Consider the following 15,523-nt stretch of genomic DNA (forward strand, 5'->3'; position numbering starts at 1 on the left):
ATTTTTATTATTCCTAAAATTGATAGTGAATGGGAAAGCTTCATTAGCGATCATGAGAGTCCAATGAAGAAAATCGAACAGGAAATCGATCAGTTGACGGCAAATGCAATTACAGCAAAAATGCAAATTGAAAAACTTGATGAAAAACTTAAAGAGCTTATTCAAAAAGAAAAAGCAATTGAAAATAACAAAAGTTTTTTCAACCGTGGAAAAACAGATGAAGAGTTAGAAACTCTTCTTAAGCAAAAAGAAGAACTATCTGCTCAACGCGCCAAGTGGTTACCATTTGTAGAAGAACGAGAAAAAACACTTCAACAAAAAGAAGTATTGGAAATTAAATACCAGCAATTGAGATTAAATCGCGCCTTAGTTATAAAAGAATTCCGACAGATTAAACGATATTTCGGTGATTTAGAGGTCTTACAAAAACAACTAGCAAATTTTATAGCAGAATATTTAAATAAAGGAGGCAAAGAGAATGACTGAAAATAGAGATCCTTTATCCCAAGAATCGTTAACGGTTCCAGTAGCTAATAATTCCAATCAATCATTAGAAGTGGAGGAAAAATTGACTACAGAGTTACCAAAAACTACAGAAGCAGAAGCTTACCAAAAAAATAAAGCAAACGATCACAATGAAATTGTATTGTTAATTGCAGCTTCAGAAAAAGAATTAGCTGATTTAAAATTACGTAAAGCATTAATGGAGGCTGATTTTGAAGAGTTACTAGCAGAGTTTCGGCGTTTGATTCTTCCACAAAAAGAAATATCTGTAATTGCAAAAAAGATTCTATTAGAATATTTTTCTTATGAACTTTTAAATCCATTACACTCAGTAGGTTTAAAACCGGCAGAAAATAGTTATGATTTATGGGAGACGAAACATTTTTTGGTTCGATATTATTTAGATAATAACCAAAATTTAGTTTTTAGTTTTAAAATTAATCCTGTAGATTCGCGTTTTGCTTCTGAATTTATGCCACTAGTAACTGTTAACGTGCAAGAGATGAAGGTTATAGTTAACGATGAAGAGGTATTACGTCTAATTCATTTATGGTATGCCGACAAAGTATTTTCAAAAAGTCAGTTGTCACTCGTAAATTATGATATTAATTTATTACTACAACATTTTCGAAGGTTAGACTTTGAAGTTGCTGCGACACTTTTGGATAACACACAAAAATTACATGTTGAACTAGAGACTAGTTACCCGATGACTGCGAATGTTCTTGATGAAATTTTCATCATTACAATGGAAAATGAAGATTTCGATTTTGAAAAACTAGATACCAGTCACTATGAAGTCTTATTAGATCAAGAACAAAAAGTTGCTATCTATCCAGATGATAATAACAAAACAGCATTATTCATTGATTCTAATAAACGGCGTAGATCCTTACTGGACTTTTTTACGAGTTATTCTTTTTTAGTGCCTTTATTAGTGCGAAAATAATAAAAAAACCAAGAATAAAAGCGATTAGCCTCAGATTATAAGAAGAGGTGCTTTTATTCTTGGATTCTTTTATTATTAAAACTAATCTAGCGCAGGTTTAGAAATACTTTTACGATTTTGAAAAAAATATGATGCTACAATTATACTATACATAATAACTGTCACTTGGGTAACTATTAAATTACTAGTAGACAAAATTGCAATCAAGATGGCAGTCAAACTTAATAAAGTTACGAGATTGATAGTTCTTTTAAACAAAGAGCCAGCGTTTTTCCGTAAATAACAAAAATATGCTAAACACAGCAGTAACCAAATTAAAAGAACTGTATAAGAAAGAGAACCAACTAAATAATTAAAAAGAGACTCGCCAAATACATAAGATAATAAAACACCAACATAGAGCATTCCAGTTGAAAACATAACAGCTCTGTTGGGCACACCATGCTTATTCAATTGCATATATTTACTGAATTTTTTTGTTTTAGAAAGTTGTAAATGCAAAATTCGTGATGATGCATAAATGCCAGAGTTAATTGAAGAAAACAAAGCAAATACAATGACTAAGTTGACCAGATCAGCAGCAAATGGAATTTGCATTTTTTCAAACACTAAGACAAAAGGACTGGCATTGGAATTGGCTAAGGTCTGCCAAGGATAGATTATGAGTAGTAAAAACATTGGTACAATATAAAAAGCAATAATGCGAAATAAGACGCTACGAATCGCTTTAGGAATTGATTTAGCCGGATCTTCTGTTTCTCCCATTGCAATGATGACCAGTTCTGTCCCACCATAAGAATAAACAACTAGTAGTAATGAATTTAATAACCCTTGAACTTTATGGGGAAAAAATCCACCATGATTAGTTAGTGCGCTCATCGTTGGTACAAGTCCATCGTGAAAAATTCTACTAATCACCAAGTAACTGGCAAAAATAATTAGTAAAACAACAACACTGATCTTTCCCATTGTTAACCAAAATTCAGTTTCGGCAAAGATTTTAACCGATAAAAAATTAATCATAGTAGTTAGTAGGGAAATGATTAATATAAAAATCCAAGCAGGAGTGTTTGGAAACCACAATTGCATAAAGCTCGCTGCTGCAACAGCTTCAGCAACAATATTAATCATCCACATCGTCCAATACAACCAATCGGTAAAATAGGCCGAAAAAGAACCGATATAAGGTGCGACTACACCTGATAAACTTTGAGCATGGCTGTTTTTAACAGCTAGAGTCCCTACTGCATTCATGATGCTAAATAATAATAGTCCCCCTAAAAAGAAGGCAAGAATAACAGAAGGACCAGCTAGATTGATTGCTTCGCCGCTGCCTTTAAATAACCCAGCTCCGATTGCACCTCCTAAAGCCAACATTGTTACGTGGCGAGAATGCATCTTTTTTTGTAATTTATTTTCCATTTTTTCACCTATCTTAAAAGCTATGTAAAATAACAATAGCCAAATTTTTAAAGAACAAACAGTATCATACTTGAATATTCTGAAAATTTCAACAAAAAATTATATAAATTTTTCAAAATTTTCTTTCAGTTGTTCTAAATGGAATATTAGGGCATAATAAAAACGCGTTTGGCTAAATCAAGTTAAGCTAAGTTTGACTGTAGAAATTGCGAGTTCTGTTTGTCCTTGCAAATGTTTCCAAATATGACTTTTATAAAAGGGGAAAAGATGAAGAAAAAAATTAGCTTTAGCGGTATTTTGGCGGTCTTGCTGCTTTTTATTTTGCAAGTCACAGGAATACTACCAACAACAGAAAAAAATGCGCCACAACAACACACGCAACATAGTAATGGAATAGCTCCTTCAGTACTTTCAATCGAGAAGGTCAATTTAGACGATCCGCCTCGTTTGAAAAAAATTGCTGTGGAAAATATTCGCAATGTAGACGGGGACACCTTCGCATTTTATATTCATAACAAAGAGTTCAAATTACGGCTTTTGATGGTGGATACCCCCGAAAGTGTTAAACCAGATTTGCCTATCCAACCGTTTGGTAAAGAAGCGAGTTCTTTTACTAAAAACAAACTTAAAAACGAAGATGTTAGTATCGTTTTTGATAAAGGACAAGTAAAAGATAAATACGGACGTTACTTAGCCTATGTATATACTGGAGATGAAATGCTACAAATAGCATTATTAAAAGCAGGACTGGGCATTGTGCGTTACGTGAATGTGGGTGGCGATAGTTATGTCGATGAGTTGATGAAGGCTCAAAATTTTGCACAACAAAAAAGCCTTGGCGTTTGGCACGAAAAAAACTATATTAGCAAAAAGAATAATGGTTATTATCAATATAATGTGCGTTAGTTTTAAAAAATGAGAGTAAATAATTCAAATAAAACTGGAGATGGTCTTAATAAAAAGCCTCAAGTCAAATCGACTTGGGGCTTTTTTCCTTTTACTCTTCTGCTAAAATGACTCTTACCATCTTATCTAAGAATTCTTCTTCTGTCATAGGATTTTCTGAGTCTCCATGTGAAAAAGCTTTTTCGTTTTTTTGCCCATCAGTAAAAAGATAAGTATTATCTGAGTTAATAAAAAAGTAGTAATCTTTTTCCCCTTCAATATAAAGGACTTCTTTTTGGTCCGGATACTCCACTGTAATATCCATTACTGTGATTCCTGATACGTGATTTGTCAAATAATCTTCCGCTTGTTTAATTGTTAATGCCATGATTATCAATCCCTTCATATACATAGTACCACCATTCACAAAAGGGAGTATAAATAAACACTTATTATCAATATGGAAAAAAATAATACATCTTTTTGCAAGAAAAGGTTCACATTCCTATCTTTTTAGATTATAGTTATTATAAATTGATAATTAGTAATTCCTTAGTAAATGGTTTTTACAAAGGGCTTATTTTCAATTAGTAAAGTATATTCTCAATAAATCACTGGAGGGAAAACAATGTCAATGATTGGAAAAGAAGTTACAGAATTCAGCGCACAAGCATATCATAATAGTGAATTTGTGGCAGTATCAGCAGAAAACTTTAAGGGAAAATGGAGTGTTTTGTGTTTTTATCCTGCTGATTTTACTTTTGTCTGTCCAACAGAATTAGAGGATTTGCAAGAACAATATGAAACATTACAATCTTTAAATGTAGAAGTCTATTCTTGTTCAACAGACACTCACTTTACCCATAAAGCATGGCATGAAACATCAGAAGCAATTGGTAAAATCAAATACTATATGATTGGGGATCCTAGTCATAAAATTGCTGAAATGTTTGATGTCTTAGACGAAGCTGAAGGATTAGCGCAACGTGGTACTTTTATCATTGACCCAGATGGGATTGTCCAAGCAGTAGAAATTAATGCTGACGGTATTGGCCGTGACGCAAGTACTTTAGTGGATAAAATTCGTGCAGCTCAATACGTACGTACGCATCCAGGAGAAGTTTGTCCGGCAAAATGGAAAGAAAGTGGCGAAACTTTGACACCAAGTTTTGATTTAGTTGGTAAAATTTAAGTAGTCTTTATGTGTTTATAGTAAGCATCGAATTAAGAAAAATATTGCCGTCATCCTTTGCAATTACCAACACTGTTTGCTGTCGGCTTGTGAAGATTGACGGTTTTTATTTAAAGGAGAAAAAAATTGTTAGATAATAATACGATTCAGCAGTTAAAACAATATTTGACAATGCTAGAAGGCCCAGTCGTTTTTCGGGCTAGTTTAGGCACGGATGAGAATTCTGATAAGATGAGAGAATTTTTGTTAGAAGTTACAGCATTGTCGCACCTATTAACCTTAGAAGAAGTAACAGGTACACGAAAACCGCAATTTGCAGTTGATCGACCAGATTACGCCAGTGGCATTATTTTTGCTGGATTACCTTTAGGACATGAGTTTGCTTCATTCATTTTAGCTGTTTTACAAGTTAGTGGTCGTGTTCCAAAAATTTCTGAAGAGGATTATAAGCAAATTGAAGCGATTAACGACCCCTTACACTTTGAAACGTTTATTAGTTTGACGTGTCAAAACTGTCCGGATGTTGTTCAAGCATTAAATATTATGGCTGTTTTAAACCCTAATATTCGTCATACGATGATTGAAGGCGGAACCTTTAAAGAAGAAGTAGAAGCAAAAAATATTTTAGCAGTCCCGACAGTCTTTTTAAATGGCGTAGAATTTTCAAGTGGTAGAGGGACTCTGACACAATTATTAAAGAAAATTCCAACCAATGAAAAAAAAGAATTTAAAAATAGAGATCCTTTTGATATTTTGGTAGTAGGAGGCGGTCCTGCTGGTGCTAGCGCCGCAATTTATGCTGCACGTAAAGGTATTAAAACGGGGTTGTTGGCTAATGAATTTGGGGGACAAGTATTGGAAACTTTATCCATTGAAAATATTATTGGCACGCCTAAAACTCAAGGCACTAAATTTATGGCCGAGGTGAAACAACACGTCGAAGAATATGATGTAGATTTAATCAGTGGTGAAGTTGCAACGAGTATTCAAAAAGATGACTTAGTGACTGTTAATTTAGAAAATGGCGCAAATATTCAAAGTAAGGCTGTCATTTTAGCAACTGGAGCACATTGGAAAAATTTAGGTATTCCAGGTGAAGATGAATTTAAAAATAAAGGGGTAGCTTATTGCCCACATTGTGACGGTCCATTATTTGCTGGCAAAGATGTAGCGGTTATCGGGGGTGGAAATTCTGGTATTGAGGCAGCTATTGATTTAGCTGGCATCTGTCGCCATGTTTATGTACTTGAATTTTTACCGGAACTAAAGGCAGATAAAATCTTACAAGAACGATTAGCAGGAATTGAAAATGTAACAGTTATCTTAAATGCTGAGACAACAAGCATTACCGGAACAGATAGAGTGGAAAGCTTAACTTATCGTAAGCGTGAAACAGGTGAAAAAGAAAGTATTTCTGTGGCTGGAACATTTATTTTAATTGGATTACAACCAAATACGAAGTGGTTGGAGAATACTCCGATTGCTTTAAATAATCGCAAAGAAGTTATTACTGCTGCAGATGGCGCGACAAACGTAGCAGGAATTTTTGCCGCTGGAGACTGCACGGATAGTCGCTATAAGCAAATTATCATCGCTATGGGATCAGGCGCAACTGCTGCATTAGGAGCTTTTGACTATTTGATTCGTCAAGGCTAATACGAATGAAATAGGAATGTCATAATTTTTTATAGCTAAAAAAGTTGTGAATTTTTTGTAAAGACATAGCTTTTTTTATCAGGGTTTGTTATCATAAATGAGTAATATTTTTTCCATATTTTGTAATGGTTGAGTCAAAGACTTCAAGGATCGCGTTCTTCAAGGGGTGAGAAGAGCATTTTTGAAGTGCTTTTTTAAACGTACTTCAATATATTTGAAGTGCGTTTTTTTTATTAATATCAAGTTAATTTGAAAGCTAAAAGTTTTTCGAGTGATTGAAAATTTTTCAGGTTCACGTGCAAAGGAGGAAATCAATTGAAAGAAGCTTTAGATAAAATTAAAGCAGCTGAATTAAAAAATGAAGCTTTACAAAAAAAATTACAAAAAGATTTACAAGAATACACTGAACAAAAGGAAACCGAATTACGGCTATTGCAAGATAGTCTTAAAACAAAACGTCAACAAAAAACTGATGCAGCAGAAAAAATTGCCAAAGCTGCATTAAAAAGTGAAAAAGAGACACTATTAGCTGCTGCTAAAGAAGAAGAAGCGACATTTACCGCGCTTTATAAAGAGCGTCATGAAAAAGTCGCCACTTTCATTATAGAAAGGGTGCTGGAGACTTATGGCAGTTGAAGCAGTAAAAAAGATTTCCTTAATTTTAGAAAAATCACAACAAGAAAAATTACTCCAACTTCTCCAAGCACTTCAGACTATTGAAATTACAGATTTAGTTTCAGATGAAGAAAATCAGGCTTGGATTAAGTATTATTTTCCAAATGGATTGCAATTTTCGCAAGAAAAATTACAAAAATATGAAAAGTTATTACAGCAAATTGAAACGGCCATCCGGTTTGTGAAAAATCACGGAAATGCAAAAGAAAAAACGACTGAATTAAAGCGTCAAACACTTGATTTTTTGACTTTTGAAAATGAATTTGACGAAGAAAAATTACAGTCGCGTTTAGATCAGTTGTCAGATTTACAATATCGTTGGTCTAAAATGGAAGAAGCAAAAAAAGAAAATTTAGAAAAAGAACAGTGGGGAACATTATGGCAAAGTCTCGATGCATACACTGCAGATGAGGCAGCCAACATTCAATTGCTATTAGGTACTTTAGAAGATAAGACTTGGTTAGATTTTTTAAGTGAAGTTAAAGAAAATGATAGTCTGTATGTTGAGAATATTTTTACCGAAAAGCAGGTCACCGGTTTTGCTTTAATTTACTTAACGTGTGAGCAAAAAAGTGTACAAGCATTACTACAAAAGCACGGTGTAAAAGAAGAAGTTAATTCGTTTAATAAACTACCTAAACAAGTTTTACAAGAAGCAAAGGCTCAGTTAGCTGAACTTTCTAAAGAAGAAAAAAAATTAGTAGTAGAAATTGGTCAACAAAAAAAAGAAATTGCACACTTACAATTGGCAGAAGAGGTTATCTTGGCCAAAAAAGAACGGGAGATAATTAAAACAGGATTAATCAATTCTGATAATCTTGTTGTCTTATCTGGTTGGTTAGCTGTTAGTGATTGCCGGCAATTTGAAGACCAGTTAAAAACCTATTTTCCTAACCATGAGATTTATTATACGTATGCTGATCCAACAGAAGTTGAGATTGAAGCATTAAAAACACCAACTAAATTGAAAAATATTGGACTGGTCAAGCCTTTTGAAATGCTCACAGAAATGTATAGTCTGCCACAATATCAAGAAATTGATCCTACACCGTGGTTAGCACCGTTTTACTTTGTTTTTTTTGGCATGATGGTGGCCGATTTGGGCTATGGAGTATTAATGCTTTTAGTTACAACGCTTGCACTAAAGAGAATTACCTTAAGTAAAGGTGTTACTCGCTTTATGAAATTGTTTCAATATTTATCAATCTCAACGATTATTTGGGGTCTAATTTATGGGAGCTGCTTTGGGGCAGAATTGCCAATTTATCTATTATCTCCTTCCAAAGATTTCATGGCGATTTTTGGCATTTCAATGATTTTTGGTGGAATACAATTATTTACGGGATTATTCTTAGCAGCAAAAGAAAACATTAAAAAAAGAGATTATTTGCAAGCTGTAAATCAAGGTTTTTCTTGGCAAGCAATCTTGGCTGGAATTATTATTGCCGCTGCTGGGAAAATGGTATTTGTATCAGAAGCACTTTTTATCCTAGGAATTGTAGTAGCTGCAATTGGTGCAATTTGCGTTCTTTTAATTCCAGCAATTACTGGTAAATCAAAAGTTGGCGGCTTTTTCATGGGTTTGTATGAACTTTATGGTGTAACCAGTTATATTGGCGATTTTGTCAGCTATAGCCGCTTAATGGCGTTAGGAATTTCTGGTGGGAGTATTGCCGCTGCTTTTAACATGTTAGTGGGCTATATGCCGCCTGCAGCCCGCTTTACAGCTGGGGCTGTTTTAATTGTAGCTTTACAAGGTTTAAATATTTTTTTATCCTTGCTTAGTGCTTATGTTCATGCGGCCCGCTTACAATACGTCGAATTTTTTGGGAAATTTTATAATGGCGGCGGGCGTGCATTTAAAACGTTTAAACCGACCGAAAAATATGTCAACTTTAAAGAAGAAAATGGAGGAAAGAACAAATGATTGATTTTTTAATTAACAACCAAGGTGGTATGATTTTTGCAATTATCGGAATGGGGATTGCAACGATTTTTTCAGGAATTGGTTCATCAAAAGGAGTAGGCCTAACAGGTGAAGCCGCTGCAGCTTTAACGACAAGTCAACCAGAAAAATTTGGACAGGCTTTAATCTTACAATTACTACCAGGGACCCAAGGGCTATATGGTTTTGTTATTGCTTTTATGATTTATGGAAGTTTATCTGCTGACATGTCAATCGTAAATGGAATGGCTTATCTTATGGCTTCTTTACCCGTTGCTTTTACTGGTCTATTTTCTGGCATTGCCCAAGGGAAAGTTGCTGCTGCTGGTATTCAAATTTTAGCAAAAAAACCAGAACACTTCTTTAAAGGAGTTATGTTTGCAGTAATGGTTGAAATGTATGCCATTTTAGGTTTTGTTATCTCATTTTTACTTTTAGGTAGCATCTAATTTCTAATAGTAGAAGGAGGCAAAGCTATGGATGCAATTACGAAAATTATTGAACAAATAGACCAAGCAGCAGCAACGAAACGCACTGCCTATAAATCAGAACAACTAGCACAAATTGATGCTGATTTTCTACAACGTAAAATGATGATCGAAGCTGAAGATGAAAAATTAACAGCACAATTACAAAAAAATCAAAACATCAAATACAAACAACTTCATGCGCGGCAACAGATGGAAGTAAAACAAGAAACATTGATGGCAAAACAAAATTATTTAAGTCAAGTATTTGCAGAAGCCTATAACAAAATGCAAGCTTGGCAAAATGAAGAAATACGAGATTTTGCAGCTACTTGTTTAGAACAGTTATCTTTGGAAAAAGGAAAGAAAGTTCTTTTTAAACCATCACATTCTATGCCAAAATCAAGCTATTCAACTGAATGGTTAGCCCATTTGAATGAAAAACTAGATTATGAATTGGTTTATGGCGGAGAAATTCCGGCAGATTCTTATGGATTTGTCATTGATGATGAAGGGGTACAGTATAACTTTTTATACCAAGACCTACTCAATGAAATCAAAACATCAAATAGCAGCACTATTTCAAATATGTTGTTTGAAATATAAAGAAAAGTAGCTTTGAAAGAAAGTTTGATTTTATGACAAGGAGCGCGTTTATGAAACAAGATTTATATCATCAACTGAATCCTTACGTTCGCTTGAAAGAAACAGAAATTTTAGCTCCTAATTTTTATGAGCAGTTAATTGCATCTGACTTGCCAAAGATAAAAGAACTATTAATGGGTACGGTCTATGGTAAATATATCACAGAAGATTTCCCCAATAATTTTGATGCTGTTTTGAATCAGGAATTGTTAGCAAGTTATAGCGAACTAGTAGAAAGAGCCCCAAAACCAGAAGTTGTTTTTATCTTTACGATGCGTTTTACTTTGCATAATTTAAAGGTCTTAACAAAAGCATATTACATCGGTGAAAATTACGATCATTTATATTTACCCGATGGTTTTTATGACCTAGATGAGTTAAAACATGCGATTGAAACGGGGAAATCTGCGGTATTGCCGCCTTCAATCTTAAAGAGCATCCATGAAGTTAAGGCATACTTGGCTGAATCTGCTATTTTACAAGGGATAGATGTCATTTACGATCGTCGTTTTTTAAAAGAACAACGACGTTTGGGAGAAGAAATAGGCTATCCAGAATTATTAAAAGAAATCGTTGTGTTTATTGATTTAACCAATATTATCACTGCATTACGCTGTCTTTTACAAAAACGTACACAAGCCTTTTTAACTGCAGTTTTATCGAGCTCGGGTAGTATTCCAAAAGAAACATATTTGGATTTTGCCCAAAAAGACGTTTCATCTTTGCGAGATTATCTTTTGACGACGGAATATGGTGATCTTTTATCTCCTGCTCTTCGTGGTGATGAAATTGATTTTTCCCAATTAGATAAGATTAAGGATAATCGGCTGACAGAGTTGTTTGCATCGGCACAAACAGAAGCATTTGGCCCCTTACCGCTATTGGCCTATTTGAATGCCAAAGAAGTCGAGACCAAAAATTTGCGCCTAATTATTACTGGTAAGAAAAGTGGCTTTACAAATGAACAAATTAAAGAAAGGATGCGGATGACCTATGACATATAAAATTGGTGTAATCGGAGATAAAGCGTCCGTGTTACCTTTTAAATTGTTTGGATTCACTGTCTTCTCAGATACGAAAAAAGAGGCTGTTTTACAAGCGTTTCGACAAATGGCATCTGAAGGGTATGGTGTTATTTATTTAACAGAAGTTTGTGGCAAAGCAATTGAAGAAGAAATCAATCGGCATAAATCAAATCCAAAATTGTCAGTGGTATTGATTCCAAATCATGATGGGACGTTAGGAATTGGACGTCAAATGATTCAAGACAATGTTGAAAAAGCAGTCGGACAAAACATTTTGTAAAGGAGCTAAAGATCGTGCAAGTTGGCAAGATAATCAAAGTATCTGGCCCGTTAGTAATGGCCGAAAATATGAGTGAAGCCAGCATCCAAGATATTTGTTTTGTAGGTAGTCTTGGTGTAGTTGGTGAAATTATCGAAATGCGAGGCGATATTGCCTCTATTCAGGTTTATGAAGAAACTGCTGGTATTGGTCCTGGAGAACCTGTTCGTTCTACTGGAGAAGCTTTGTCAGTAGAATTGGGGCCAGGAATCATTTCGCAAATGTTTGATGGTATTCAACGCCCGTTGGATGTTTTTATGGCCCAAACAAAGAGTAATTTTTTAACGCGGGGCGTCCAGCTACCAGCCTTAGATCACACGAAAAAATGGAATTTTCAAGCCAGTGTTGCAGTAGATACTTTTGTTTCAACTGGCGATATTATTGGAACAGTACAAGAAACAAAAATTATTACCCATAAAATAATGGTACCTCACGGAGTTTCCGGTAGAGTAAAGGAAATTAAATCCGGCGAATTTACGTTAGACGACGTTATTTATAGATTAGAAACAAAAACAGGTGATAAAGAATTCACTATGTTACAAAAATGGCCAGTACGCCGTGCCAGACCGGTAAAAGAAAAAATGAATCCGCAGGCACCAATGATTACAGGCCAACGTGTTATTGACACTTTTTTTCCTGTGACAAAAGGGGGAGCTGCGGCAGTTCCTGGCCCGTTTGGTGCAGGTAAAACCGTCGTCCAACACCAAATTGCCAAATGGGCAGATGTAGATTTAGTTGTTTATGTTGGGTGCGGTGAACGAGGCAATGAAATGACAGATGTAATGAACGAATTTCCAGAGTTAATTGACCCTAATACGGGAGAATCTTTGATGGAACGAACAATTTTAATTGCAAATACATCAAATATGCCTGTAGCAGCGAGAGAAGCTTCAATTTATACTGGTATCACCATTGCCGAATACTTCCGGGATATGGGTTATTCGGTAGCTATTATGGCAGATTCCACCTCACGTTGGGCAGAGGCTTTACGTGAAATGTCTGGTCGGCTAGAGGAAATGCCAGGGGATGAAGGTTACCCAGCTTATCTAGGTTCCCGACTGGCAGAATATTATGAACGAGCAGGAAAAGTAATTGCTTTAGGGCAAGAAGGTCGCGAGGGAAGCATTACTGCTATTAGTGCTGTCTCCCCGTCTGGTGGAGATGTTTCAGAGCCAGTGACACAAAATACGCTACGTGTTGTGAAGGTTTTCTGGGGATTGGATTCTACTTTGGCACAAAAACGCCATTTTCCGTCGATTGACTGGCTTAAAAGCTATTCTTTATATGACACGGAAGTTGGGAATTACTTAGATCAAGAGTTACAAGTTCCTTGGTCAGAACTTGTAACCGAAGCCATGCGTCAACTCCAAAAGGAATCTGAATTACAAGAAATTGTGCGTTTGGTTGGAATTGACTCACTATCTGAAAAAGATCAGTTATTATTAGAAGTGACCAAATCCATTCGCGAAGATTACTTGCAGCAAAATGCTTTTGATGATATAGATACATTCACTTCAAGAGAAAAACAATATCAAATGCTTTCTAATATTCTCACCTTTGGTACAGAAGCAGAAAAAGCATTAGAATTGGGCTCGTACCTGTCAGAAATTATGAGCGGTACAGTATTATTGCGTGATAAAATTGCCCGTATGAAGTATGTACCAGAAACTGAACTTGATAAAATTAATGATTTAGCACAAGAAATAAAAGAAACGATTAAAACAATTATCCAAGAAGGGGGCATGAATCGTGATTAAAGAGTATAAAACGATTGGCGAAGTTGTCGGCCCCTTGATGGCTGTCGATAAGGTCTCTGGTGTCAAGTATGAAGAGTTAATCGAAGTACGTTTACAAACTGGAGAGTTACGTAAAGGCCAAGTTTTGGAAATTTCTGAAGATAAAGCTTTAGTTCAGATTTTTGAAGGAACTGGTGGTATTAATCTTAAGGATTCTGCCGTTCGGTTTTTGGGGCATCCACTCCAATTAGGCGTATCACTGGACATGATTGGTCGGACTTTTGATGGCTTAGGTCGCCCCAAAGATAATGGACCAGAAATTTTACCTGAAAAAATGTTAGATATAAATGGTGAAGTAATCAATCCGATGGCCAGAGATTATCCAGATGAATTCATTCAAACTGGAATTTCTTCAATTGATCATTTGAACACACTAGTACGAGGGCAAAAACTGCCTGTATTCTCTGGTTCAGGCTTGCCCCATAAAGAACTCGCGGCACAAATCGCTAGACAAGCTGCAGTACTCAATACAGATGATGATTTTGCTGTTGTTTTTGCAGGCATTGGGATTACTTTTGAAGAAGCAGAATATTTCATGGAGGACTTTCGTAAGACTGGTGCGATTGATCGGTCGGTTGTTTTCATGAATTTAGCCAATGATCCTGCCATCGAACGGATTGCGACACCACGGATGGCGCTGACTGCAGCTGAATATTTAGCATATGAAAAAGGAATGCACGTATTAGTCATTATGACTGATATGACAAATTACTGTGAAGCGTTACGGGAAATTTCAGCAGCACGGCGAGAAGTTCCCGGTCGACGTGGCTACCCAGGTTATTTATATACCAACTTGGCAACATTGTATGAACGTGCAGGTAGAATCAAAGGCTTAAAAGGTTCTGTAACCCAAATACCAATTTTAACTATGCCAGAAGACGATAAAACGCACCCAATCCCCGATTTAACCGGTTATATTACAGAAGGCCAAATTATTTTATCTCGTGACTTGTATAAAAGCGGGATTAAGCCACCAATTGATGTCTTACCTTCTTTATCTCGACTTAAAGATAAAGGAACTGGAGCTGGTAAAACGAGAGAAGATCATGCTGCAACCATGAATCAGTTGTTTTCTGCCTACGCTCAAGGAAAGCAGGCAAAAGAACTAGCAGTTGTCTTAGGGGATTCTGCATTATCTGAAGTTGATAAAATATATGCAAAATTTGCTGAACGTTTTGAAACAGAATATGTTAATCAAGGTTATGAAACAAATCGTTCGATTACTGAAACACTAGATTTAGGGTGGCAATTATTGAGTATTTTGCCAAAAACTGAATTGAAACGTATTAAAGATGATATGATTGAAAAGTACTTGCCAGAAAAGGGGTAGTTTAAATGGCGCGTTTAAATGTTAATCCGACCCGAATGGAATTAGCGCGATTGCAAAAACAACTGACAACAGCCAAACGGGGACATAAGTTATTAAAAGATAAGCAAGATGAATTAATGCGCCGCTTTATTTTGATGATAAAAGAAAATAATCACTTGCGCCAAAAAGTTGAAAAAATGATGGAAAGTGCGATGCGTTCATTTCGCCTGGCTAATGCAACTTTGAATGAAGCTTTTATTGAGGAACTGTTTATTTTACCTGCTACCCGGGTAGAACTGGAAATGGATCAAAAAAATATTATGAGTGTAGCAGTCCCTGTTTTGAATTTTCATTATGATGAAGATATTTTTGAGGCTCCGTTAGAATATGGCTACATTAATTCTAACGTTCCCTTAGATAACGCTATTGAGCGTTTTACAACCGTGTTACCACAGCTTTTAGCTTTGACAGAGATTGAAAAGACTTGTCAGTTGATGGCTAGTGAAATTGAAAAAACAAGACGTCGCGTGAATGCATTAGAATATATGACAATTCCAGAGTTAGAGGAAACAATTTATTACATCAAAATGAAGCTAGAAGAAAATGAGCGTTCTGAAGTAACGCGGATGATTAAAATTAAAAATATGAATCGCAGTATATAATGAAATAGTGCTTTAAATTTATTCTGATAGCATGAAAGAATTATCTTGTTGGAATTTTCTTTGATTTTTACT

General features: G+C 35.4%; 16 protein-coding genes (1 of these 16 only partly in view). 14 read left to right on the top strand and 2 right to left on the bottom strand.

The window, feature by feature from the left end:
* Nucleotides 1–486 carry the 3' portion of a viral A-type inclusion protein gene (locus tag EsVE80_RS06165; protein ID WP_173102927.1) on the top strand. It extends 384 nt beyond the left edge of the window, so only the last 486 of its 870 coding nucleotides appear in the window; its start codon lies beyond the left edge, outside the window; it ends in the stop codon at nt 484–486.
* The gene (locus tag EsVE80_RS06170; protein ID WP_232061296.1) at nt 479–1,453 is read left to right on the top strand and encodes a hypothetical protein; all 975 of its coding nucleotides are present in this window, start codon (nt 479–481) and stop codon (nt 1,451–1,453) included. Before EsVE80_RS06165 ends, EsVE80_RS06170 begins: the two co-directional genes overlap by 8 nt.
* Nucleotides 1,454–1,534: 81 nt before the next feature.
* On the opposite strand, the gene EsVE80_RS06175 is transcribed toward EsVE80_RS06170, so the two are convergent.
* Nucleotides 1,535–2,875 (bottom strand): amino acid permease, encoded by a 1,341-nt coding sequence (locus tag EsVE80_RS06175; RefSeq protein WP_173102928.1) that lies wholly within the window; start codon nt 2,873–2,875, stop codon nt 1,535–1,537.
* A gap of 267 nt (nt 2,876–3,142) precedes the next feature.
* On the opposite strand from EsVE80_RS06175, the gene EsVE80_RS06180 reads away from it, so the two are divergent.
* Nucleotides 3,143–3,781 (top strand): thermonuclease family protein, encoded by a 639-nt coding sequence (locus EsVE80_RS06180; RefSeq protein ID WP_173102929.1) that lies wholly within the window; start codon nt 3,143–3,145, stop codon nt 3,779–3,781.
* Nucleotides 3,782–3,872: 91 nt separating this feature from the next.
* Here the strand turns inward: EsVE80_RS06180 and EsVE80_RS06185 are convergent, their stop codons facing one another.
* The gene (locus EsVE80_RS06185) at nt 3,873–4,148 is read right to left on the bottom strand and encodes a hypothetical protein (protein ID WP_173104139.1); all 276 of its coding nucleotides are present in this window, start codon (nt 4,146–4,148) and stop codon (nt 3,873–3,875) included.
* A gap of 240 nt (nt 4,149–4,388) precedes the next feature.
* On the opposite strand from EsVE80_RS06185, the gene ahpC reads away from it, so the two are divergent.
* From ahpC to EsVE80_RS06240, 11 genes are all read left to right on the top strand, one after another.
* A complete protein-coding gene (ahpC, locus tag EsVE80_RS06190; RefSeq protein ID WP_173102930.1) occupies nt 4,389–4,952 on the top strand; it encodes an alkyl hydroperoxide reductase subunit C in 564 nt (187 codons plus the stop codon).
* A gap of 126 nt (nt 4,953–5,078) precedes the next feature.
* Complete coding sequence (ahpF, locus tag EsVE80_RS06195; protein ID WP_173102931.1) at nt 5,079–6,608, top strand: alkyl hydroperoxide reductase subunit F; 1,530 nt, start codon at nt 5,079–5,081, stop codon at nt 6,606–6,608.
* Nucleotides 6,609–6,923: 315 nt separating this feature from the next.
* Complete coding sequence (locus EsVE80_RS06200) at nt 6,924–7,244, top strand: hypothetical protein (RefSeq protein ID WP_173102932.1); 321 nt, start codon at nt 6,924–6,926, stop codon at nt 7,242–7,244.
* Entirely contained in the window at nt 7,234–9,210 is a 1,977-nt protein-coding gene (locus tag EsVE80_RS06205) for a V-type ATP synthase subunit I (protein WP_173102933.1), read from the top strand. The genes EsVE80_RS06200 and EsVE80_RS06205 overlap by 11 nt, the downstream gene beginning before the upstream one ends.
* Nucleotides 9,207–9,677, top strand: coding sequence for a V-type ATP synthase subunit K (locus EsVE80_RS06210; RefSeq protein ID WP_173102934.1), 471 nt, complete (start codon nt 9,207–9,209; stop codon nt 9,675–9,677). The genes EsVE80_RS06205 and EsVE80_RS06210 overlap by 4 nt, the downstream gene beginning before the upstream one ends.
* A 27-nt stretch (nt 9,678–9,704) precedes the next feature.
* The gene (locus tag EsVE80_RS06215) at nt 9,705–10,301 is read left to right on the top strand and encodes a hypothetical protein (protein ID WP_173102935.1); all 597 of its coding nucleotides are present in this window, start codon (nt 9,705–9,707) and stop codon (nt 10,299–10,301) included.
* A 50-nt stretch (nt 10,302–10,351) separates the two neighbouring features.
* A complete protein-coding gene (locus EsVE80_RS06220; RefSeq protein WP_173102936.1) occupies nt 10,352–11,344 on the top strand; it encodes a V-type ATPase subunit in 993 nt (330 codons plus the stop codon).
* Complete coding sequence (locus tag EsVE80_RS06225; protein ID WP_173102937.1) at nt 11,334–11,645, top strand: V-type ATP synthase subunit F; 312 nt, start codon at nt 11,334–11,336, stop codon at nt 11,643–11,645. Before EsVE80_RS06220 ends, EsVE80_RS06225 begins: the two co-directional genes overlap by 11 nt.
* Nucleotides 11,646–11,659: 14 nt before the next feature.
* Nucleotides 11,660–13,441 carry a V-type ATP synthase subunit A gene (locus tag EsVE80_RS06230; RefSeq protein ID WP_173102938.1) on the top strand — a complete coding sequence of 594 codons (1,782 nt, stop codon included), beginning with the start codon at nt 11,660–11,662 and terminating at the stop codon, nt 13,439–13,441.
* A complete protein-coding gene (locus EsVE80_RS06235; RefSeq protein WP_173102939.1) occupies nt 13,434–14,810 on the top strand; it encodes a V-type ATP synthase subunit B in 1,377 nt (458 codons plus the stop codon). The genes EsVE80_RS06230 and EsVE80_RS06235 overlap by 8 nt, the downstream gene beginning before the upstream one ends.
* Nucleotides 14,811–14,815: 5 nt before the next feature.
* Nucleotides 14,816–15,451, top strand: coding sequence for a V-type ATP synthase subunit D (locus EsVE80_RS06240; protein ID WP_173102940.1), 636 nt, complete (start codon nt 14,816–14,818; stop codon nt 15,449–15,451).
* The last annotated feature ends 72 nt before the right edge of the window (nt 15,452–15,523 follow it).

The organism is Enterococcus saigonensis (assembly GCF_011397115.1).
Lineage (GTDB): Bacteria > Bacillota > Bacilli > Lactobacillales > Enterococcaceae > Enterococcus_C > Enterococcus_C saigonensis.